17 protein-coding genes are annotated in these 20,582 nt (G+C 71.8%); 9 read left to right on the top strand and 8 right to left on the bottom strand.

Going from position 1 to position 20,582, the window contains the following annotated elements; all coding sequences use genetic code 11:
• Positions 1-147 precede the first annotated feature (147 nt).
• The 4 genes from JXZ78_RS07345 (at position 148) to JXZ78_RS07330 (ending at position 3,555) form a co-directional block, all read left to right on the top strand.
• A complete protein-coding gene (locus tag JXZ78_RS07345; RefSeq protein WP_033038130.1) occupies positions 148-1,161 on the top strand; it encodes a class I SAM-dependent methyltransferase in 1,014 nt (337 codons plus the stop codon).
• 35 nt (positions 1,162-1,196) lie between these two features.
• Positions 1,197-2,219 (top strand): histidinol-phosphate transaminase, encoded by a 1,023-nt coding sequence (locus tag JXZ78_RS07340; RefSeq protein ID WP_033038094.1) that lies wholly within the window; start codon positions 1,197-1,199, stop codon positions 2,217-2,219.
• Positions 2,220-2,326: 107 nt separating this feature from the next.
• A complete protein-coding gene (locus JXZ78_RS07335; protein WP_030020743.1) occupies positions 2,327-2,536 on the top strand; it encodes an MbtH family protein in 210 nt (69 codons plus the stop codon).
• Between the two features lie 53 nt (positions 2,537-2,589).
• Entirely contained in the window at positions 2,590-3,555 is a 966-nt protein-coding gene (locus tag JXZ78_RS07330) for a TauD/TfdA family dioxygenase (RefSeq protein WP_372498404.1), read from the top strand.
• A 60-nt stretch (positions 3,556-3,615) separates the two neighbouring features.
• Here JXZ78_RS07330 and JXZ78_RS07325 read toward each other — a convergent pair whose 3' ends face one another.
• Complete coding sequence (locus JXZ78_RS07325) at positions 3,616-4,605, bottom strand: ArsR/SmtB family transcription factor (protein ID WP_050502567.1); 990 nt, start codon at positions 4,603-4,605, stop codon at positions 3,616-3,618.
• Between the two features lie 744 nt (positions 4,606-5,349).
• Between JXZ78_RS07325 and dxs the strand changes: the two genes are divergently transcribed.
• Positions 5,350-7,320: a 1-deoxy-D-xylulose-5-phosphate synthase gene (gene dxs, locus JXZ78_RS07320; protein WP_238782725.1), complete on the top strand. Its 1,971-nt coding sequence runs from the start codon at positions 5,350-5,352 to the stop codon at positions 7,318-7,320.
• Between the two features lie 372 nt (positions 7,321-7,692).
• Positions 7,693-9,255 (top strand): amino acid permease, encoded by a 1,563-nt coding sequence (locus tag JXZ78_RS07315; RefSeq protein WP_238782724.1) that lies wholly within the window; start codon positions 7,693-7,695, stop codon positions 9,253-9,255.
• A gap of 41 nt (positions 9,256-9,296) precedes the next feature.
• Here JXZ78_RS07315 and JXZ78_RS07310 read toward each other — a convergent pair whose 3' ends face one another.
• The gene (locus tag JXZ78_RS07310; RefSeq protein ID WP_030020737.1) at positions 9,297-9,695 is read right to left on the bottom strand and encodes an NYN domain-containing protein; all 399 of its coding nucleotides are present in this window, start codon (positions 9,693-9,695) and stop codon (positions 9,297-9,299) included.
• 79 nt (positions 9,696-9,774) lie between these two features.
• On the opposite strand from JXZ78_RS07310, the gene JXZ78_RS07305 reads away from it, so the two are divergent.
• Positions 9,775-10,299: an NUDIX hydrolase gene (locus JXZ78_RS07305; protein ID WP_030020736.1), complete on the top strand. Its 525-nt coding sequence runs from the start codon at positions 9,775-9,777 to the stop codon at positions 10,297-10,299.
• 42 nt (positions 10,300-10,341) lie between these two features.
• On the opposite strand, the gene JXZ78_RS07300 is transcribed toward JXZ78_RS07305, so the two are convergent.
• The gene (locus tag JXZ78_RS07300; protein WP_030020735.1) at positions 10,342-12,465 is read right to left on the bottom strand and encodes a 3-hydroxyacyl-CoA dehydrogenase NAD-binding domain-containing protein; all 2,124 of its coding nucleotides are present in this window, start codon (positions 12,463-12,465) and stop codon (positions 10,342-10,344) included.
• Positions 12,462-13,682, bottom strand: coding sequence for a thiolase family protein (locus JXZ78_RS07295; RefSeq protein ID WP_030020734.1), 1,221 nt, complete (start codon positions 13,680-13,682; stop codon positions 12,462-12,464). Before JXZ78_RS07295 ends, JXZ78_RS07300 begins: the two co-directional genes overlap by 4 nt.
• Before the next feature lie 477 nt (positions 13,683-14,159).
• On the opposite strand from JXZ78_RS07295, the gene JXZ78_RS07290 reads away from it, so the two are divergent.
• Positions 14,160-14,648 carry a PepSY domain-containing protein gene (locus JXZ78_RS07290; protein ID WP_050502566.1) on the top strand — a complete coding sequence of 163 codons (489 nt, stop codon included), beginning with the start codon at positions 14,160-14,162 and terminating at the stop codon, positions 14,646-14,648.
• A gap of 139 nt (positions 14,649-14,787) precedes the next feature.
• On the opposite strand, the gene JXZ78_RS07285 is transcribed toward JXZ78_RS07290, so the two are convergent.
• From JXZ78_RS07285 to JXZ78_RS07275, 3 genes are all read right to left on the bottom strand, one after another.
• Positions 14,788-16,062: an HRDC domain-containing protein gene (locus tag JXZ78_RS07285; RefSeq protein ID WP_030020732.1), complete on the bottom strand. Its 1,275-nt coding sequence runs from the start codon at positions 16,060-16,062 to the stop codon at positions 14,788-14,790.
• An 85-nt stretch (positions 16,063-16,147) separates the two neighbouring features.
• Positions 16,148-16,810, bottom strand: coding sequence for a response regulator transcription factor (locus JXZ78_RS07280; protein WP_030020731.1), 663 nt, complete (start codon positions 16,808-16,810; stop codon positions 16,148-16,150).
• Between the two features lie 391 nt (positions 16,811-17,201).
• Positions 17,202-17,858: a DUF3000 domain-containing protein gene (locus JXZ78_RS07275; RefSeq protein WP_030020730.1), complete on the bottom strand. Its 657-nt coding sequence runs from the start codon at positions 17,856-17,858 to the stop codon at positions 17,202-17,204.
• 102 nt (positions 17,859-17,960) lie between these two features.
• On the opposite strand from JXZ78_RS07275, the gene hemE reads away from it, so the two are divergent.
• Complete coding sequence (gene hemE / locus JXZ78_RS07270) at positions 17,961-19,028, top strand: uroporphyrinogen decarboxylase (protein WP_030020729.1); 1,068 nt, start codon at positions 17,961-17,963, stop codon at positions 19,026-19,028.
• A 90-nt stretch (positions 19,029-19,118) separates the two neighbouring features.
• On the opposite strand, the gene JXZ78_RS07265 is transcribed toward hemE, so the two are convergent.
• Entirely contained in the window at positions 19,119-20,501 is a 1,383-nt protein-coding gene (locus JXZ78_RS07265) for an FAD-dependent oxidoreductase (protein WP_030020728.1), read from the bottom strand.
• Positions 20,502-20,582 lie beyond the last annotated feature (81 nt).

Here is a 20,582-nt window from a genome sequence, read left to right as displayed (position 1 = left end):
CTTACAGAGGTGGCGCCCCGGTCGGCGGCACACGACAGTAAGCAACTGGAAGCAGCGGACGGGTGGGTAACGGGACCGGCCGGCCGTCCGCTGTGGCAGCGCGGACGAATTCGCGAACCTTCACAGAGAACGGGGGACATGGCCAGCATGAGCGGCGCAATCACCGGGGAAAACACCGGCTTCAAGAAGTCTGCGGAGCTGTTCAATTCGACCATCGCCACCTGGGCGGTGAGCGCGGCCTGGGACATCGGTATCTTCGAGGTACTGGACGGTGCCGACGCCTTCGACATTCCCGCGTACGCGGCACAGAAGGAGCTGCACGAGCCCTCGTTGCGGGCGACGGTCCGCGCGCTCACGTACGCGGAGGTGGTGGAGGTCGACGGCGACCGCGTCACCCGCGGCGCGACCTTCGGGGAATTCTCCCGGTCCAAGGGCCTTTTCCAGTGGCTGACGAAGGGCTACGGCTCGCTGTTCCAGCGCATGGGCGAGGTGACGTACACCGCCGGGCGCGACGGTGACTTCATCCGGCGGGACTCCACCGCGGTGAGCATCGCCTGCCGCGACGTGAACGAGGTCTTCATGGACGAGGCGTTCTTCGGCGCCCTCGACGGCCTGGAGTTCTCGGTCGCCGCCGACCTGGGCTGCGGCAGCGGCGAGCGGCTGGTGCAGCTCGCCAAGCGCGACCCGTCGGTGCGCTGCGTCGGCATCGACATCGCCAAGGGCGCCATCGACGTCGGCGAGAAGGCGCTGGCCGAGAACGGCATGCAGCACCGGGTGAAGCTGATCCAGGGCGACGCCCGAAAGCTCAGCCAGTACCCGGAGTTCGCGGACGTCGAGCTGATGACCTCCTACCTCATGGGCCACGACTTCTGGCCCCGGGAGGACTGCGTGGCGCTGCTGCGCAGCATCCGCACCGAACTCCCGAACCTCAAGTATTTCCTGCTGGCCGACACCCACCGGGACATCACGAATGCGGTGACCGAACTTCCCGTGTTCACCCTGGGATTCGAGACCGCGCACGCGCTGATGGGTCAGTACATCCCCACCCGTGCGGAATGGGAGTCGGTCTTCGAAGAGGCCGGCTGGAAGTGCACCAAGCAGCATGTGTACAGCACGCCTTCGAGCACCGTCATCTTCCAGCTGGAGCCGGTTTCCGGCTGACCGGAAAAACGGCAGAGTGAAGAGGATGGAACGTAGTGCCGTACACCACTGAAAACGCCACGCCGCTGCACCGGCTGGCGCTGAACGAAACGCCGTACCCGCCGCTGCCCGAGGTGCAGAAGGCCCTGGCGGATTCCGTCGCGGAAATCAACCGCTATCCGCAGTTCTACGCGGACGACCTGATGGAGGTCATCGCCGCGTGGCGCGGTGTCTCCGTCGATTCCGTGATGGTGGGCAGCGGCTCGGTCGGCGTGGCCCTCCAGGCCCTTCAGGCGTACATCCGGGAACCCGGCGACCAGGTCCTCTACGCCTGGCGGGCGTTCGACGCGTACCCGATCATCGCCGACATGGCGGGCGCGGAGCGCGTCGAGGTGCCGCTGACCCCCGACGGTGAGCAGGACCTGCCGCGGATGCGGGAGGCGGTGACCGACCGGACCCGCGTGGTGATCCTGTGCAACCCGCACAACCCGACCGGCACCGTGATCGGGCGCAAGGCCCTGGACGACTTCCTGACGTCGCTGCCGAAGGACGTGCTGGTGATCCTCGACGAGGCGTACACCGAGTTCGCCTGCGACGCCGAAGACCTGCCGCAGGGACTGGATCTGCTGCGCGCGGGGCACCACGTGCTGAGCCTGCGCACCTTCTCCAAGGCGTACGGCCTCGCCGGGCTGCGCATCGGCTACGGCCTGGCCGCGCCCGAGGTCGTCAAGCGGGTACGGGCCATGTCCGTGCCGTACAGCATCAGCGAGCTGGCCCACACGGCCGTCGCGGCCTCCATCGGGGCCGAGGCGGACCTGGACCGGCGGATCACCGAGATCAGCACCGAACGCGCCCGCGTACAGGCCGGGTTGCGCGCCCAGGGTTGGCGGGTCCTGGAGAGCCGGGCCAACTTCGTCTGGCTGGACGAGCCGGAGCGCGCCGCGTCGTTCCACGCGGCCTGCGCGGACCGGGGTGTACAGGTGCGCCTGTACCCCGACGAGGGCATCCGGCTGACGATCGGCACCGCCGACTCCAACGACCTGGTGCTGGCCGCCGCCCGGCAGGCCGCGGCGGGCTGACCGCGGCGCACGCGGACCCCACCGCCGCCCCACCCGGCGCCGGACCGGCGCCTCCATCGCCCGCGCGGACGACGTTCCCGGCGGGCCGTGATCCGGAAGGAACCACCATGGCCAACCCGTTCGAGGACGCGGACGGCAGCTACCTGGTACTGGTCAACGACGAGGGACAGCACTCCCTGTGGCCGGACTTCGTCGAGGTCCCCGCGGGCTGGGAGACCGTCCACGGCAAGGACAGCCGTGCGGCGTGCCTCGCCTACATCAATGCCCACTGGACCGACATGCGGCCCGCGAGCCTGGTGCGGCAGCCGGCGGCCTGAACCGCCGCGTTCGGGCCTTCGCAGGACTGGAGAAGCAAAAAGTGCACAAGCTGGTGTTGACCGCCGAGGAGCGGGAGAACATCGACGCCCTCATCGACGGCATCGTCGCCGCCGACGAGGACTGGGACCCGATGGCGGCCATGGACCGCGCCGCCGAGGCGGCGCCGTCGCTGCCGCTGCGCCTGCGCGCGTTCCTGGCACAGGCGCGCGCCGAGGAGTCGGACGTCACCGTCGTGTCCGGTCTCCCGATCCACCCCGACCTTCCCCCCACGCCGAGCGGGTGGGACCTCGCCGCGAAGTCCGGCGCGGGCCACCGCGAGGAAGTGGCCCTGCTGCTGTGCGGCACCGCGCTGGGCGACCCCTTCGGCTGGGAGAGCCAGCAGGACGGGCGCATCGTCCACGACGTCTGCCCGGCGCCCGGCATGGAGTCCTCGCTGACCAGCGCCAGCAGCGCCAAGACGCTGTCGCTGCACACCGAGGACGTCTTCCACCCGTGCCGCGCGGACTACGTCTCGTTGCTTTGCTTGCGCAATCCCGACGCGGTGGGGACCACGGTCACCCGGGTCGGTTCGCTGGATTTCCCGGAATCTCTGCGCAGCACGCTGCGGGAACCTCGATTCCGCTTTTTCCCGGACGACTCGCACACCGGGACTTCACTCCCCGGAAACACGGCGGACGGGGCCGGTCCCGCGGCCGCCGGAATGACCGGGCCGGTGCTTTACGGCCCCGCGCACGCGCCGTATCTGCGATTCGACATCGACTTCATGTCGGGCGAGGACGCGGAGGCCGCCGAAGCCGTCATTGCCACTCAGGAAATTCTGAGCAATGCGGCGGGCCGGGTCGCTCTGGAACCCGGTGACGCGGTATTCATCGACAATTATCAGGTGGTACACGGACGGGAACCCTTTGCCGCCCGCTACGACGGAAAGGACCGCTGGCTGAAGCGTCTGAACATCAGCCGGGACATCCGCCGTCTGTACACGCACAGCGCGAGCCGCTCCCGGATCATTCCCGCCTGAGCGGCGCACGTGAAGGGACCGCCGGCGGCACACCGTGCCGCCGGCGGTCGTGGCCGGCTGTCACCGGCTGAGGGCCGGCTCGGGCAGCGGACCGTTCAGCCAGTCGTCGGCCGGATCGTCCAGGCCGGTGATTCCCCGGTCGCGCAGCAGCGCCCGCCCCAGGGGAGTGAGTTCGTGCCGGGCGGTGTTGCGGTCGCGGTGGGTGGCGATCAGGCCGGCGCCGCGCAGTACCGCCGTGTGCTGGCTGGCCCCCGGGCCCGAGATGCCCAGCCAGCGGGCCAGCTCCCCCGTGGTGCGGCTGACGACCAGGGCCTCCAGCACGCTGGCCCGGGTGGCGCCGACCAGTGCCGCGAGGGCGTGCCCCTCCTCCTCCGGCTCCGACCAGAACGTCTCCGGATCGGGCACCGGGCCGGTCGAGAGCAGCAGCTGCCGCTGTCCCTGGGGCTCGGCCAGGTCCAGCAGGTGTCCCTGCCGCGGCGGCAGGAAGAGGGACGGGACCAGCAGCAGACCCCGGCCGTCCAGCCTGACGTCCTCGTCCCGTTCGTGCGGCAGCTCCAGCACGGGCGTGGACCAGCGGCCGCCGCCCTGCAGATTGGACAGCAGGTGCTCGACGCCGCCGACGGCCAGCATCCGTTCCAGCGAGGCCTGCTCGGCCTGGACGCGGCCGCGGATGCGCGACCAGTACGGCGCCACCGCGACCCGCCAGAACTCGTGGACGGCGTCGGCCAGCCGCTCCACCGACTCCCCGACGCGCACCAGCGCGATCCGGACCTCCTGGGGCTTCCCCTGCAACAGCCGCAGCAGCGCGCCGGGGGAGGGGAACACCCGCGAAAGTTTTTTGAGCAGCGGCAGGTTCCTGCCCAGCTTCGGATAGACCTCCAGCTGCCATTCGGTCAGTCCCGCCGCTCCGGGACCGGACAGTGACCGCAGTGCGAAAAACGTTTCGACGTGCGGCGCGACGGTGGTGCTGACACGCAGCCTTAACAGGTCGTTGAGTGTGCAGTGGATGCGCTGCGAGGAGACACCGGAAAGACGTCTGCTGGGATTCATAGGAATCGACTCTGCCTCCTGCACCTGCGCGCCGAGGCCGGTCGATCCGCCTGGCGACGCAAGTACCCGAGGGGCTGCCCTGGGGAGGTCACCGCGTGAATACATTGACTTACGCATGAAAGTGTGTTCCGTCGCCCCGTCCGGAACCCCCCGTTACCAATCACTGGGCGCAGGCTAACTGATACGGATGGGGTAGCGCTACCTCTACCTCCGCGAATCCCCTGTCAAATTTGCAAAACGGAACTTTGCCGATATTTCCCGTGACGTCCGGTGTGCACGGACGGCAACTGTGGCACCTGCGACGCCCTGCGGCGCTCCGGGGTGGATCACGCAGCGTGACCGCAGCGCCTCGGGGGCGCCGTGGCGGTCGTTCCGTGAGCGACGGTTCCGGAGGGCCGGCCGGCGGGCGCCGTGTCCCAGGGATTTCCGGGGCGCGGCGGTGGCGGCGCCGGGTCGTCCGGGCGGGCCCGGGTGGGCCGGCAGGGCGTCGATCGGCCCCGTTCGGGGGGTCGCATACGCGCCTCGGCGCAGGTTTTCGGTCGAAGGTCGCGGCCGCTGGGGGAGCAGAGCCGCAAAACGGCCATCCGCGTGACATACATCGCACGGCCCGTTCTCCGCCGTCGCAAGCGGAACATTAGACTCGGCGGATCGGCAAGCTCGACCAGCCAGAGCCAGCTACAACCAGGCGAATCTGCACGAAGCAGCACGAATCGCTCGAACCAGCTCGACAGCAAGGAGGCACGGGTGGCGCTGCTGACCCGTATCAAGGGACCGCGCGATCTGGACCGACTCGGACCGGAGCAGCTGGAGCAGCTGGCGGGGGAGATCCGTACCTTCCTCGTCGACGCCGTCTCCAAGACCGGCGGGCACCTCGGACCCAACCTCGGCGTGGTCGAGCTGACCATCGCCCTGCACCGGGTCTTCGAGTCCCCGAAGGACAAGGTGCTCTGGGACACCGGACACCAGTCCTACGTCCACAAGCTGCTCACCGGCCGGCAGGACTTCTCGAAGCTGAAGATGAAGGGCGGCCTGTCCGGCTACCCCTCGCAGGCCGAGTCCGAGCACGACGTCATCGAGAACAGCCACGCCTCCACCGTGCTGGGCTGGGCCGACGGCCTGGCCAAGGCCAACGAGGTGCTGCGCAAAAACGATCATGTCGTCGCGGTCATCGGGGACGGCGCGCTGACCGGCGGCATGGCCTGGGAGGCGCTGAACAACATCGCGACCGCCAAGGACCGCCCCCTGGTCATCGTCGTCAACGACAACGAGCGCTCCTACGCGCCGACCATCGGCGGCCTCGCCAACCACCTCGCCACCCTGCGCACCACCGACGGCTACGAGCGCTTCCTCGCCCGCGGCAAGGACCTGCTGGAGCGCACCCCGGTCGTCGGCCGGCCGCTGTACGAGACGCTGCACGGCGCCAAGAAGGGCCTGAAGGACTTCATCGCGCCGCAGGGCATGTTCGAGGACCTGGGGCTGAAGTACCTCGGGCCGATCGACGGCCACGACATCGAGGCCCTGGAGTCGGCGCTGCAGCGCGCCAAGCGCTTCGGCGGCCCGGTCATCGTGCACTGCCTCACCGAGAAGGGCCGCGGCTACCAGCCCGCCCTCCAGGACGAGGCGGACCGCTTCCACGCCGTCGGCAAGATCCACCCCGACACGGGGCTGCCGATCGCCTCCTCCGGCGCCGACTGGACCTCGGTCTTCGCCGAGGAGATGGTCGAGCTCGGCCGCGAGCGCGCCGACATCGTCGCCATCACGGCCGCCATGCTGCAGCCGGTCGGCCTGGACAAGTTCGCCAAGGCGTTCCCGGACCGGGTCTACGACGTCGGCATCGCGGAGCAGCACGGCGCCGTCTCCGCCGCCGGCCTGGCCACCGGCGGCCTGCATCCGGTCTTCGCGGTCTACGCCACGTTCCTCAACCGCGCCTTCGACCAGGTCCTGATGGACGTGGCGCTGCACAAGTGCGGCGTCACCTTCGTCCTGGACCGGGCCGGTGTCACCGGCACCGACGGCGCGTCGCACAACGGCATGTGGGACATGTCGATCCTCCAGGTCGTGCCCGGCCTGCGGATCGCGGCCCCGCGCGACGCCGACCAGGTGCGCGCCCAGCTGCGCGAGGCCGTCGAGGTCGACGACGCCCCGACCGTCGTGCGCTATTCCAAGGGCGCGGTCGGCCCCGCCGTGGAGGCCGTGGCCCGGGTGGGCGGCATGGACGTGCTGCGCGAGCCCGGTACGGGGGTCGAGCGGCCCGACGTGCTGCTGGTCTCGGTGGGCGCGCTGGCGCCGATGTGCCTGGAGATCGCCGACCTGCTCGACAAGCAGGGCATCTCGACGACGGTGGTGGACCCGCGCTGGGTCAAGCCGGTCGACGCGGCGCTGCCGGGCCTGGCCGACGCGCACCGCGTCGTGGTCACGGTCGAGGACAACAGCCGCTCGGGCGGTGTCGGCTCCGCGGTCGCGCAGGCGCTGCGGGACGCGGGCGTGGACGTGCCGCTGCGGGACTTCGGCATCCCGGAGCGCTTCCTCGACCACGCCTCGCGCAAGGAGATCCTGGCCGAGATCGGGCTCACCGCGCCGGACATCGCCCGGCAGGTGACCGGCCTCGTCTCCAAGATCGACGGCCGGTACGAGGACACGGACCGGTCCGTGGACGCGGCGGAGTCCGTGACCGCGGCGGACGGCGCCGAGCGGGCCGAGGCCGCCCGCGACTGACGGCGGCGGACGGCGACGGCAGGAGGAACCGGCACGGCCGGTTCCTCCTGTGGGGGAGATGCGCGTGTCCCGTGGACACGCCTGCACGAACGGGTGACCGCTCGTACCGGCCGTGCACCGGACGCACACGCGCCGCCCGAGGTGGCACGAACCCGGCGCACAACTCTGCACAAACATCGCTGAACGGTCATACGATGGGCTGGTGGGCCACCCGAACGGGTGCAACCACCGGCCCGTCGGCATATCCACCCGTCCGTACCATCGGGTGAATCCCCGCCGTGTGCAGGCCCGCCGCACCGCACTCGTCCCGACCATTGCGCAGACTCGGTCAGTTCACGAGTCGCGACGGTCGTCCAGGCGGAGGGTTGGCCCATGAGCAGCACACATCGGGGCACGGGAAGCGGACCGGAGCGCGGCGGCGGCACGGACCCCGCCCCGGGGCGCCGCGGCGGCCTGCTCCGGACCAAGACGGTCGAGGAGTCGATCCGGGACACCGAGGAGCCGGAGCACGCGCTCAGGAAGTCCCTCTCCGCCCTCGACCTGACGGTCTTCGGCGTCGGCGTGGTCATCGGCACCGGCATCTTCGTCCTCACCGGCAAGATCGCCAAGGAGACCGCGGGCCCGGCCGTCGCCCTCTCCTTCGTCGTCGCCGGCCTGGTCTGCGCCCTGGCCGCGCTCTGCTACGCGGAGTTCGCCTCGACCGTGCCGGTCGCCGGCTCCGCGTACACCTTCTCCTACGCCTCCCTCGGCGAGCTGCCCGCCTGGATCATCGGCTGGGACCTGGTGCTGGAGCTGGCGCTGGGCTGCGCGGTGGTCGCCGTCGGCTGGTCCGGATACGTCCGCTCGCTGCTGGACACCGCCGGGGTCCACCTGCCGCAGGGCCTGTCCGGCACGCACGAGGGCACCTTCGGGTTCGACCTGCTCGCGTGCGTCCTGGTGCTCGCCCTGACGGCGATCCTCGTGGTCGGCATGAAGCTGTCGTCCCGGGTGACCTCGGTGATCGTCGGTATCAAGGTCACCGTCGTGCTGCTCGTCATCATCGCGGGCGCCTTCTTCGTCACCGGCGCCAACTACGAGCCGTTCATCCCGCCGAGCCGGGCCACCGAGGGCGGCGACGGCCTCGCGGCGCCGCTGTCCCAGCTCGTCTTCGGCTTCACCCCGGCCGACTTCGGCGTGATGGGCGTCTTCGCGGCCGCCGCGGTCGTCTTCTTCGCCTTCATCGGCTTCGACATCGTCGCCACCGCCGCCGAGGAGACCCGGCTGCCGCAGCGCGACGTACCGCGCGGCATCCTCGGCTCGCTCGCCATCTGCACGGTGCTCTACGTCGCCGTCTCGATCGTCGTCACCGGCATGCAGAAGTACAGCGAACTGTCCACGGACGCCCCGCTCGCCGACGCGTTCAAGGCCGTCGGGCACCCGTTCTGGGCCGGGCTGATCAGCTTCGGCGCCGCCGTCGGGCTGACCTCGGTCTGCATGATCCTGCTGCTCGGCCAGAGCCGGGTCTTCTTCGCGATGAGCCGCGACGGCCTGCTCCCGAAACTGTTCTCGCAGGTCCACCCGCGCTTCGGCACCCCGTACCGCTCGACCGTCGCACTGGGCGTGGTGGTCGCCGTCGTCGCCGGTTTCACCTCGATCGACGAGCTCGCCGAACTGGTCAACATCGGCACCCTGTTCGCCTTCGTCGTGGTCGCGCTCGGCGTCGTCATCCTGCGCCGCTCCCGCCCCGACCTGCCCCGCTCCTTCCGCACCCCGCTGGTGCCGTTCGTCCCGGCCCTGTCGGTCCTGGCCTCGCTGTGGCTGATGCTCAACCTGCCCGCCGAGACGTGGCTGCGGTTCGCGGTGTGGATGCTGCTCGGCTTCGTCGTGTACTTCGCGTACGGGCGCGGCCACAGCCGGATGAACAGCCGGACGAACGGGCGCACGGGACGCGGGTGAGGCCGGGGTGCAGGTGAGCCCGGGCGGACCGGGCGCCGGTGTCAGCCCCCGCGCCCGCGCCGGACGGTCCGCGGCCCGGCCACCTGGGCCCCGAGCGCCGTCACGCGCGCCCGCAGCCCGCGGTCGGCGGTGACGACCACACAGTCCGGGCCCCGGACCGCGTCCCGCACCAGCTCCACGATGCGGTCGTCCCCGCTGCCCGGCGCCGCGACGACCTCCACGCCGGGCACGGACGCCACGCCCCGGGCCGCGCCCTCGACGACGAGGACCAGCTCGACGGGCGGCCCGTCGGGCACCAGCCCCGGAAGCCCGCGCCCGTCGGCCGCCTGCTCCGCCAGCGCGTCCCGCAGCCGTTCGGCCGCCGCGCGCCGGTCCCGCCACCAGCCGTCGGGCACCGAGCCGATCACGTTGGCCGCGTCCACGACCACCAGAGTGCTCATGGGTCCAGCGTGGCACGGGAGGCGCGGGGCACGGAGAAATCCTTTGTCGCGCGACGTGGCCGCGGCCTACGCTGCCCGGATGCCCGACACCACAACGCCGCCGCAGGCCACCGCTCCCGTACGCCGCTCCGCCCGCGTCCTGCTCCTCGGCACGGACGGCAGTCTGCTGCTCTTCCGCGGCTACCTGGACCCCGCCCGCCCCGGCGCCGGGCACTGCTGGTTCACCCCCGGCGGCAGCGTGGCCGACGGGGAGTCGCCGCGCGAGGCGGCGGCGCGGGAGCTGGCGGAGGAGACCGGGCTGCGGGTGGCGCCCGAGGCGCTCGGGCCGCTGGTCGCCCGTACCTCCGGGTACGCGGAACTGCCCTGGGCGAGCGGCATGTTCGAGGACGTCTTCTTCCTGCACCGCGTCGCTCCGTACCCGGTCGACACCAGCGGCTTCAAGGAACACGAGAACGCCTCCATCACGGGTCACCGCTGGTGGCCCGTGGACGAACTGGCGACGACGGCCGAGACCGTCTTCCCGTACGGGCTGCCGCCGCTGCTCGCCGACGTACGTGACGGCCGGACGCCGTCCGCACCCGTACAACTGCCCTGGCACCACTGAGAACAGCGGTGCCAGGGCAGCCGGTGGAACGCTGGTCCGGTCCTACGCGGGCACGCTCGCCACGCCCGGGGCCAGGAACTTCTTGCCGTTGACGCGCTCGGAGACGCCCGAACGGTCCAGGTACGGCGTGATGCCGCCCAGGTGGAAGGGCCAGCCGGCGCCGGTGATCAGGCACAGGTCGATGTCCTGCGCCTCGGCGACCACGCCCTCGTCCAGCATCAGGCCGATCTCCTGCGCGACGGCGTCCAGGACGCGGTCGCGGACCTGCTCCTCGGTCAGCACGGAGTCGCCCTGCTTGAGGAGCGCCTTGACCTCCGGGTCCAGCTCCGGCTTGCCGGAGTCGTAGACGTAGAAGCCGCGCTTGCCGGCCTTGACCACGGCGGCCAGGTTCGGCGAGACGGTGAAGCGCTCCGGGAACGCGCCGTGCAGCGTCTCGGAGACGTGCAGGCCGATCGCCGGGCCGACCAGCTCCAGCAGCACCAGCGGCGACATCGGCAGACCGAGCGGCTCGACGGCCTTCTCGGCGGTCTCGACGGGGGTGCCCTCGTCGATGACGTTCTGGATCTCGCCCATGAAGCGGGTCAGGATGCGGTTGACCACGAACGCCGGGGCGTCCTTGACCAGCACGGCCGTCTTCTTCAGCGACTTGGCGACGGAGAAGGCGGTGGCCAGCGACGCGTCGTCGGTCTGCTCGGCGCGCACGATCTCCAGCAGCGGCAGGATCGCGACCGGGTTGAAGAAGTGGAAGCCCACCACCCGCTCGGGGTGCTTCAGCTTGGACGCCATCTCGGTGACCGAGAGGGACGAGGTGTTGGTGGCGAGCACGGCGTGCTCCGGCACGACCGCCTCGACCTCGGCGAACACCTGCTGCTTGACGCCCATCTCCTCGAAGACGGCCTCGATGACGAAGTCCGCGTCACCGAACGCGGCCGCCTTGTCGAGGTGGCCGCTGACCAGACCCTTGAGGCGGTTGGCCTTGTCCTGGTTGACGCGGCCCTTCAGGAGCAGCTTGTCGATCTCGCCGTGGACGTACTCGACGCCCTTGTCGATACGGGCCTGGTCGATGTCGGTCAGCACGACCGGCACCTCCAGACGGCGCGCGAACAGCAGCGCCAGCTGCGAGGCCATCAGGCCCGCGCCGACCACGCCCACCTTGGTCACCGGGCGCGCGAGCGCCTTGTCCGGCGCACCGGCGGGACGCTTCGCGCGCTTCTGCACCAGGTTGAACGAGTAGATGCCGCTGCGCAGCTCGCCGCCCATGATCAGGTCCGCGAGGGCCTGGTCCTCCGCGTCGAAGCCCTGGCGCAGGTCGCCGTTCTTGGCCGCGGCGATGATGTCCAGCGCCCGGTACGCGGCCGGGGCGGCGCCGTGCACCTTGCTGTCCGCGATGCCCTTGCCGCGCTGCACGGCCTGGTCCCAGGCCTCGCCGCGGTCGACGTCGGCCCGTACGACCTCGGTGTCGCCCTTGAGGACCGAGGCGGTCCACAGCAGCGACTGCTCCAGGAAGTCCGCGCCCTCGAAGATCGCGTCGGCGATGCCCAGGTCGTAGACCTGCTGGCCCTTGAGCTGCTTGTTCTGGTTGAGCGAGTTCTCGATGATCACCGAGACCGCGCGGTCGGCGCCGATCAGGTTCGGCAGCAGGACGCAGCCGCCCCAGCCGGGCACCAGGCCGAGGAAGACCTCGGGCAGCGAGAAGGCGGGCAGCGCCTTGGAGACGGTGCGGTACGTGCAGTGCAGGCCGACCTCGACGCCGCCGCCCATCGCGGCACCGTTGTAGTACGCGAAGGTCGGCACGGCCAGACCGGACAGCCGCTTGAAGACGTCGTGGCCGCCCTTGCCGATGGCCAGCGCGTCCTCGTGCCGCTTGAGCAGCTCGACGCCCTTGAGGTCGGCGCCGACGGCGAAGATGAACGGCTTGCCGGTGACACCGACGCCGACGATTTTGCCGTCCTTGGCCTCCGCCTCGACCTGGTCGAGCGCCGTGTCCAGGTTCGCCAGCGACTGCGGGCCGAAGGTGGTCGGCTTGGTGTGGTCCAGGCCGTTGTCCAGCGTGATCAGCGCGAAGGTGCCGGCGCCCGGCAGCTCCAGGTGCCGTACGTGGGCCTGGGTGACGACCTCGTCCGGGAACAGCTCGGCCGCGCCCTTCAGCAGTTCTGTCGTGCTCACTTGCCTGCTCCCTCGAAGTGCGGGTTCTCCCAGATGACCGTGCCGCCCATGCCGAAGCCGACGCACATGGTCGTGATGCCGTACCGGACCTGCGGCTGCTCCTCGAACTGCCGCGCGAGCTGCGTCATCAGCCGTACGCCGGAGGAGGCGAGGGGGTGACCGTAGGCGATCGCGCCGCCGTACTGGTTGACGCGCGGGTCGTCGTCCGCGATGCCGTAGTGGTCCAGCAGTGACAGCACCTGCACGGCGAACGCCTCGTTGATCTCGAAGAGGCCGATGTCGTCGATGCTCAGGCCCGCCTTGGCGAGGGCCTTCTCGGTCGCCGGGACCGGGCCGATGCCCATGACCTCGGGCTCCACGCCCGCGAAGGCGTAGTCCACCAGGCGCATCTTGACCGGCAGGCCCAGCTCGCGGGCCACGTCCTCGGCGGCGATCAGCGAGGCGGTGGCACCGTCGTTCAGGCCGGCCGCGTTGCCCGCGGTGACCCGGCCGTGCGGACGGAACGGCGTCTTGAGGCCCGCGAGGTTTTCGAGGGTGGTGCCCGGGCGCATCGGCTCGTCGGCGGTGACCAGGCCCCAGCCGGTCTCGCCGGCCTCCGCGTTGGTACGGCGCACCGAGATCGGCACCAGGTCGGCCTGGATCTTGCCGTCGGCGTACGCCTTGGCGGCCTTCTCCTGGCTGCGCACGGCGTACTCGTCGGCGCGCTGCTTGGTGAGGTGCGGCAGGCGGTCGTGGAGGTTCTCCGCCGTCATGCCCATGAAGAGGGCCGACTGGTCGACCAGCTTCTCGCTGACGAAGCGCGGGTTGGGATCGACGCCCTCGCCCATGGGGTGGCGGCCCATGTGCTCGACGCCGCCGGCCACGGCGATGTCGTACGCACCGAAGGAGACGCCGCCCGCGATGCTGGTCACGGCGGTCATGGCACCGGCGCACATCCGGTCCACGGAGAAGCCGGGGACGGACTGCGGGAGGCCGGCCAGGATGCCGGCGGTACGGCCCAGGGTCAGGCCCTGGTCGCCGATCTGGGTCGTGGCGGCGAGGGCGACCTCGTCGATCCGGGCCGGGTCGAGATCCGGGTTGCGGCGCAGCAGCTCCCGGATGCACTTGACGACCAGGTCGTCGGCGCGGGTCTCGTGGTAGATGCCCTTCGGGCCCGCCTTGCCGAACGGGGTGCGGACGCCGTCGACGAAGACGACGTCCCTAGCGGTACGAGGCACGTTGGCTCTCCTCCAGGTGCGGGATGGCACTGCTGCGGGCGCGCCCGGAGGCGCTTCACGCCCCTCATGCTACTTGCGGGTAACCGGGCTGCCCAGCCCCTCCGGGGTAAGCGGCGAAGGTCACAATGTCGACTTCGCCGACGGGGGCCGGGTGCGGGCGGCGCGCCCCCGGTGCGTGGGTGCGCGGTGGCCGGGCACCCGGGGTGGTGAGGCGGGCCGGGTGCGCGGTGTCGGGGGGCATGAGAGACATCACGGACTTATCGTGCCCGTAGGGATACGGATGGGAGCGATGGGATGACCAAGCGTGTTCGAGGCGTCGGAGCCGTGTGTGCCGTCGCGGCGGCGGGAGCCCTGCTGGCCGGGTGCGGGGACGACGGCGGGGGAGGCGGAAAGGAGAGCTCACCTCCGGCATCGGCCTCGGCGTCGGCGCCGTCGGCGTCACCGTCGGCCGGGGAGTCCTCCGGGGGTTCGGGACAGATGACCGAGGATCAGCGTTCCCGTAAGGCGCTCGTCCCCGAGGCCAAGGTCTCGTACGACAAGGCGCTGAAGGCCGCGACGGAGGCGGTGGCGGGTTCGAAGCCGGTGTCGGTGGAGCTGAAGCGGGGAGCCGGCGGCAAGCCCGAGTGGCACGCGAAGGTGGCGGCCTCGGACGGTACGGAGAGCACCGTACGGGTCGACGCGGTGAGCGGTGAGGCGGACAAGCCGCAGACCAAGAACGAGGACGGCGACGACAAGAAGGAGCTCGCGGACCGGCTCGCGCGGGCCACTGTCACGGCGCAGCAGGCGGCGGACACGGCGACCGGGAAGAAGAGCGGCACGGTCACGGCCGTGGAGCTGGACACCAACGACCAGAAGAAGGAGATCTGGTCGGTGGACGTGGTGACCACGAACGACTGGAACAAGACCACGTTCGACGTGGACGCGAAGGGCCGGAAGATCCTGCGCGAGCACGTCGACCGGGACTGAGCCGGTCGGGACCGAGCCGGCGGGGGCCTGCGGGGATGCGTCGGCCGGGGCCGGGCCTGCGCGGGCCTGCGGTGCGGGTACGTCGACCGGTACTGAGCCGGCGGGGGCGGGCCGGGGTTCCCGGTCCGCCCCCGGAGGATCAGGCTCCGGTGGTGTGCAGGGCCTCGGTGAGGAGCGGGGCGACCTGCTCGATCTGCCAGGGGCGGGCGCCGTGGCCGGCCAGTACGGCGGCCACCGTCTCCTCGGCCGGGTCGGCGGGCGGCTCCCAGCACAGACGCCGCACCGTGTCGGGCGTGATCAGGTTCTCCTGCGGGAGGTTCAGCTCCTCGGCCAGCGCGGTCACCGCGGCGCGGGCGGCGGAGAGCCGGGCCGCGGCGGCCGGGTCCTTGTCGGCCCACGAGCGGGGCGGCGGGGGCCCGTTCAGCGGCTGGCCGGGCTGCGGCAGCTCGCTGTCCGGCAGGGCGCGGGCGCGGTCCACGGCGGCCTGCCACTGTTCCAGCTGGCGGCGGCCCATCCGGTGGCCGAAGCCGTTGAGCGCGGCGAGCGCGTGCGCGTTGGGCGGCAGGTTCAGCGCGGCCTCGATGATCGCGGCGTCGCCGAGCACCTTGCCCGGCGAGACGTCGCGGCGCTGGGCGACCTGGTCCCGGGCGGTCCACAGCTCCCGTACGACGGCCATCTGCCGGCGGCGGCGCACCTTGTGCATGCCGGACGTACGGCGCCAGGGGTCCTTGCGGGGCGGCGCCGGGGGAGCGGCGGCGATGGCCGCGAACTCCTGGTGCGCCCACTCCAGCTTGCCCTGCCGGTCCAGTTCCTCCTCCAGGGCGTCGCGGAGGTCCACCAGCAGTTCGACGTCGAGCGCGGCGTAGCGCAGCCAGGGCTCCGGCAGCGGGCGGGTGGACCAGTCCACCGCGGAGTGGCCCTTCTCCAGGGCGTAGCCGAGGACGTTCTCCACCATCGCTCCGAGGCCCACCCTGGCGAAGCCCGCGAGGCGCCCGGCCAGCTCGGTGTCGAAGAGCCGGGAGGGGGTCATGCCTATGTCGCGCAGGCACGGCAGGTCCTGGGTGGCGGCGTGCAGTACCCACTCGGCGTCGGCGACGGCCTCGCCCAGCGCCGAGAGGTCGGGGCAGCCGACCGGGTCGATCAGTACGCTGCCCGCGCCTTCGCGGCGCAGCTGTACGAGGTAGGCGCGCTGGCCGTACCGGTAGCCGGAGGCCCGCTCGGCGTCCACCGCCACCGGACCCGTGCCGGCCGCGAAGGCCGACACGACTTCGGCAAGTTCCTCGGCCGCCGCCGTCACGGCGGGGGTGCCCTCGCGCGGTTCCAGTAGGGGGACCGGCGCCGGGCGGGTGTCCGGAGGGGAGTCTCCGGTTGTTCGCAGTGTCGAGTCTTCTGCGGTCTTTTGGGCGTCGGTCACCAGTCAAGGGTATCTGTGTATGCACGGCGCCCGCCGAGGGAACGTTCCCTCGACGGGCGTGACGGCGGATTCGCCAGGTCGGGAGTCAGTGGATGATGCCGGTTCGCAGGGCGACGGCGACCATCCCGGCCCGGTCGCCGGTGCCCAGCTTGCGGGCGATGCGGGCGAGGTGGCTCTTGACGGTCAGCGCCGACAGGCCCATCGAGACGCCGATGGCCTTGTTGGACTGGCCCTCCGCGACCAGCCGCAGCACCTCGACCTCGCGGCCGGACAGTTCGCGGTAGCCGCCCGGGTGGCCGGGGGTGCCCGGGGGACGGCGGTGCATCCGGGCGGCGTTGGCGCCGATGGGTGCGGCGCCGGGGCGGCCGGGGAGGCCGAGGTTGGTGCGGGTGCCGGTGACGACGTATCCCTTGACGCCGCCGGCCAGGGCGTTGCGTACGGCGCCGATGTCGTCGGCGGCGGACAGGGCGAGGCCGTTGGGCCACCCCGCGGCCCGGGTCTCGGACAGCAGGGTCAGGCCGGAGCCGTCGGGCAGGTGGACGTCGGCAACGCAGATGTCGCGCGGGCTGCCGACGCGGGGACGGGCCTCCGCGATGGACGACGCCTCGATCACGTCACGTACTCCGAGGGCCCACAGGTGGCGGGTGACGGTGGAGCGGACGCGAGGGTCGGCCACGACGACCATGGCCGTCGGCTTGTTCGGGCGGTAGGCGACCAGGCTCGAAGGTTGCTCGAGGAGAACTGACACCGGGCCTCCTGGGGGGAGTGGCGGGACGGATGCCGACATGTGGGGGCGAGTCGGAATGCTCCGTCTTTGAAGGGTCACTGACCTCTTCGGCACCAAACCGGCCCGACTTTAGAGTTTGATCTCAACTTAGTTGGTTCATTTCGGTCAAATCGGTCGCTTGATCGACTTTGGAGTGACCCGGCGGCGGAAGGTTGCCGTGAGGGCGTTCGAGCGTCGCGGAGCAGGCCGGGGCCTGCCGCCCGGTCGGAGTCGGGGCCTGCCGCCCGGTCGGGCCGGGCGACGCGGAGCGCGGACGGCTGCGCGCGCTCCCCGGCGCATCTACGCGCCGGGCAATGCGCGAGAGAGGGTGTCCCCGCGCCGGGCGCATCCCCGCGCCGGGCGCGCCGGCGCCTCAGCGCGCCTGCGGCCCCCGGCGCTGCGGCAGCGGTACGACCCCGCCGCGCGGCGACGGCTCGGGAGCCACCGGCGGCAGCCCCGCCACCTGGCACAGCAGGTCGCACCAGGCGCAGAGGTGGGCCGCGAGATCCGGCACCCCGCCCTGCCCCTCCTCCGGGGTCCACGAGGCGCGCATCTCGATCTGGGTCGCCGGGGCCCGCTCCGCGAGCCCGCCGAAGTAGTGCGAACTGGCGCGGGTGACCGTGCCGCTGGGCTCCCCGTACCGCACGCCGCGCGCGTCCAGCGCCCCGGTCAGCCAGGACCAGGACACCTCCGGCAGCAGCGGGTCGGAGCCCATCTCCGGCTCCAGCTCGGCGCGCGCCAGCGTCACCACACGGAAGGTGCCCTGCCAGGCGTCGTGCCCGGCCGGGTCGTGCAGCAGCACCAGTCTGCCGTCGGCGAGGTCGGTGTCCTCCCCTTCGGGGCCGGTGCCCGGCTCGACGACCGCTGCCTCCAGCGCGTACGCGTAGGGCGCGAGGCGCTTGGGCGCGGGCGTCGGCTCGATCTCGATCTCGGGACGCAGCCGTGCCGCGCGGAGCGCCTCGATCGCCTGACGGAAGGGGATCGGGACATTGTCCGCGCTGTCCGTGAGGTGTTCGTGAGCCGCAGCCATGCCCGGAAGATTAGGCGGAAGGAGCCGCTCGGTGAGGGAGGACACCCGGTGCGCGCGTCGCCCATTCGGAGGCGCCCTCGCACGCGTGCGAAGATTTGGTGCGTGAGCGCCAACGACCGCCCGACGGGCCAGCAGCAGACCGGTACGTACGACTCGGCCTTCCTCAAGGCCTGCCGGCGGGAGCCGGTGCCGCACACGCCGGTGTGGTTCATGCGCCAGGCCGGGCGGTCGCTGCCCGAGTACCGCAAGGCCCGCGAGGGCACCGCGATGCTGGAATCCTGCATGATGCCGGAGCTGGTCACCGAGATCACCCTCCAGCCGGTCCGCCGGCACGGCGTCGACGCGGCGATCTACTTCAGCGACATCGTCGTGCCCCTGAAGGCCATCGGCGTCGACCTGGACATCAAGCCGGGCGTCGGCCCGGTCGTCGAGCAGCCGGTCCGTACGCGCGCCGACCTGGAGCGGCTGCGCCCGCTGGAGCCCGACGACGTCACCTACGTCGCCGAGGCGGTGCGGATGCTGGTGGGCGAACTGGGCGCCACCCCCCTCATCGGGTTCGCCGGCGCGCCCTTCACCCTCGCCAGCTACCTCGTCGAGGGCGGCCCGTCGCGCAACCACGAGCACACCAAGGCGATGATGTACGGCGACCCGCAGCTGTGGGCCGACCTGCTCGACCGCCTGGCGGGCATCACCTCCGCCTTCCTGAAGGTGCAGATCGAGGCGGGCGCCAGCGCCGTGCAGCTCTTCGACTCCTGGGTGGGCGCGCTGGCCCCGGCCGACTACCGCCGCTCCGTCATGCCCGCCTCCGCGAAGGTCTTCGAGGCGGTGTCCGGGTACGGCGTCCCGCGCATCCACTTCGGCGTCGGCACCGGTGAGCTGCTGGGCCTGATGGGCGAGGCGGGCGCGGACGTGGTGGGCGTCGACTGGCGGGTGCCGCTGGACGAGGCGGCCCGCCGGGTCGGCCCCGGCAAGGCGCTCCAGGGCAACATCGACCCGGCCGTGCTGTTCGCGCCGCGCGAGGCGGTGGAGACCAAGGCCCGCGAGGTGCTGGACGCGGCCGCCGGCCTGGAGGGCCACATCTTCAACCTGGGCCACGGCGTGCCGCCGAACACGGACCCGGCCGCGCTGACCCGCCTCGTCGAGTACGTCCACGAGCAGACGGCGCGTTGATCTGACGGGCGGGCCGCCGGAAGCCCGGCGGCCTGTCGCGGATCCGGCCCGGTCCGGCCCGAGCCCTCGGCCGGTTCCGGGCCCGTACGCTCAGTCGGTGGCCGCCCGTACCGCGGCGGCCGCCTTGCGGGCCGCGACCAGGACCGGGTCCCACACGGGGGAGAACGGCGGCGCGTAGCCGAGGTCGAGCGCGGTCATCTCCTCGACCGTCAGCCGTGCCGTGAGCGCCACCGCCGCCACGTCCACGCGCTTGCCCGCGCCCTCCCGGCCGACGATCTGGACCCCGAGGAGGCGGCCGGTGCGCCGCTCGGCCATCATCTTCACGCGCATCGGCCGGGCGCCCGGGTAGTAGCCGGCGCGGCTGGTCGAGTCGATGGTCACGGTCACGTACTGCAGGCCGACGGAGTCCGCCTGCTCCTCCAGCAGACCGGTGCGGGCGATCTCCAGGTCGCAGACCTTGGAGACGGCGGTGCCGACGACGCCGGGGAAGGTCGCGTAGTCACCGGCCACGTTCGAGCCGATGACCTGGCCGTGCTTGTTGGCGTGGGTGCCCAGCGCGATGTGCCGGGTCCGGCCCAGGACCAGGTCCAGCACCTCCACGCAGTCCCCGCCGGCCCACACGGCGTCGTGGCCGCGCACCCGCATCGACAGGTCGGTGAGCAGCCCGCCCGCGTCGCCGAGCGGCAGCCCGGCCTGCTCGGCGAGGGTGGTCTCGGGCCGTACGCCCAGGCCCAGCACGACCACGTCGGCCGGGAACTCGCCGTCGTCCTCGGTGGTCACCGCGCAGGCCCGGCCGGAGCCGTCGGTGCGGACACCGGTGACGGCCGCGCCGCGCACCGTCTCGATGCCCATCCCGCACATCGCCTCGTGGACCAGTTCGCCCATGTCGGGGTCGAGGGTGGACATCGGCTGTGCGCCGCGGTCCAGGACGGTGACGTCGTAGCCGCGGGTGACCAGCGCCTCGGCCATCTCGACGCCGATGTAGCCGGCGCCGACGACGACCGCCTTGGTGCCCTCGGTGGCCTTCAGGGTGTCCAGCAGCGCCTGCCCGTCGTCCAGGGTCTGCACACCGTGCACGCCGGGCGCGTCGATGCCCGGCAGGGGCGGGCGCAGCGGCCGCGCGCCGGTGGCGAGCACCAGCTTGTCGTAGCCGGTCCAGGTCTCGGTGCCGCCGCCGTCCAGATCGCGGGTGCGGACCCGGCCGCGGTCCAGGTCCAGCTCGGTGACCTCGGTCCGCATCCGCAGGTCGATGTCGCGCTCACGGTGCTTCTCCGGCGTCCGGGCGATCAGGTCGTCCGGGCCGTCGACCGTCCCGCCGACCCAGTACGGGATGCCGCAGGCGGAGTACGAGGCGAAGTGGCCCCGTTCGAACGCGACGATCTCCAGTTCGCCGGGCTTCTTCAGCCGCCGGGCCTGGGACGCGGCGGACATGCCCGTCGCGTCGCCGCCGATGACCACCAGTCGCTCCGCCATCGCGGACGCTCCCTTCGTCGTGTGCCGGTACCTGTCCGTAACGGTTGCCCCTGATGGCCGTCCGTACGACTGGCCGTCCGT

The sequence above is a fragment of the Streptomyces monomycini genome, assembly GCF_022271435.1.
GTDB classification, from domain to species: Bacteria; Actinomycetota; Actinomycetes; order Streptomycetales; family Streptomycetaceae; genus Streptomyces; species Streptomyces monomycini.
This window is presented reverse-complemented; position numbering and strand designations above follow the sequence as displayed.

What these genes read in the sequence shown, in the direction of transcription:
- JXZ78_RS07345 (WP_033038130.1), top strand. Translation starts at nt 148, where the DNA reads ATGAGCGGCGCAATCACCGGGGAAAACACCGGCTTCAAGAAGTCTGCG.
- JXZ78_RS07335 (WP_030020743.1), top strand. Translation starts at nt 2,327, where the DNA reads ATGGCCAACCCGTTCGAGGACGCGGACGGCAGCTACCTGGTACTGGTC.
- JXZ78_RS07325 (WP_050502567.1), bottom strand. Translation starts at nt 4,605, where the DNA reads ATGAATCCCAGCAGACGTCTTTCCGGTGTCTCCTCGCAGCGCATCCAC.
- JXZ78_RS07315 (WP_238782724.1), top strand. Translation starts at nt 7,693, where the DNA reads ATGAGCAGCACACATCGGGGCACGGGAAGCGGACCGGAGCGCGGCGGC.
- JXZ78_RS07310 (WP_030020737.1), bottom strand. Translation starts at nt 9,695, where the DNA reads ATGAGCACTCTGGTGGTCGTGGACGCGGCCAACGTGATCGGCTCGGTG.
- JXZ78_RS07305 (WP_030020736.1), top strand. Translation starts at nt 9,775, where the DNA reads ATGCCCGACACCACAACGCCGCCGCAGGCCACCGCTCCCGTACGCCGC.
- JXZ78_RS07290 (WP_050502566.1), top strand. Translation starts at nt 14,160, where the DNA reads ATGACCGAGGATCAGCGTTCCCGTAAGGCGCTCGTCCCCGAGGCCAAG.
- JXZ78_RS07275 (WP_030020730.1), bottom strand. Translation starts at nt 17,858, where the DNA reads ATGGCTGCGGCTCACGAACACCTCACGGACAGCGCGGACAATGTCCCG.
- JXZ78_RS07265 (WP_030020728.1), bottom strand. Translation starts at nt 20,501, where the DNA reads ATGGCGGAGCGACTGGTGGTCATCGGCGGCGACGCGACGGGCATGTCC.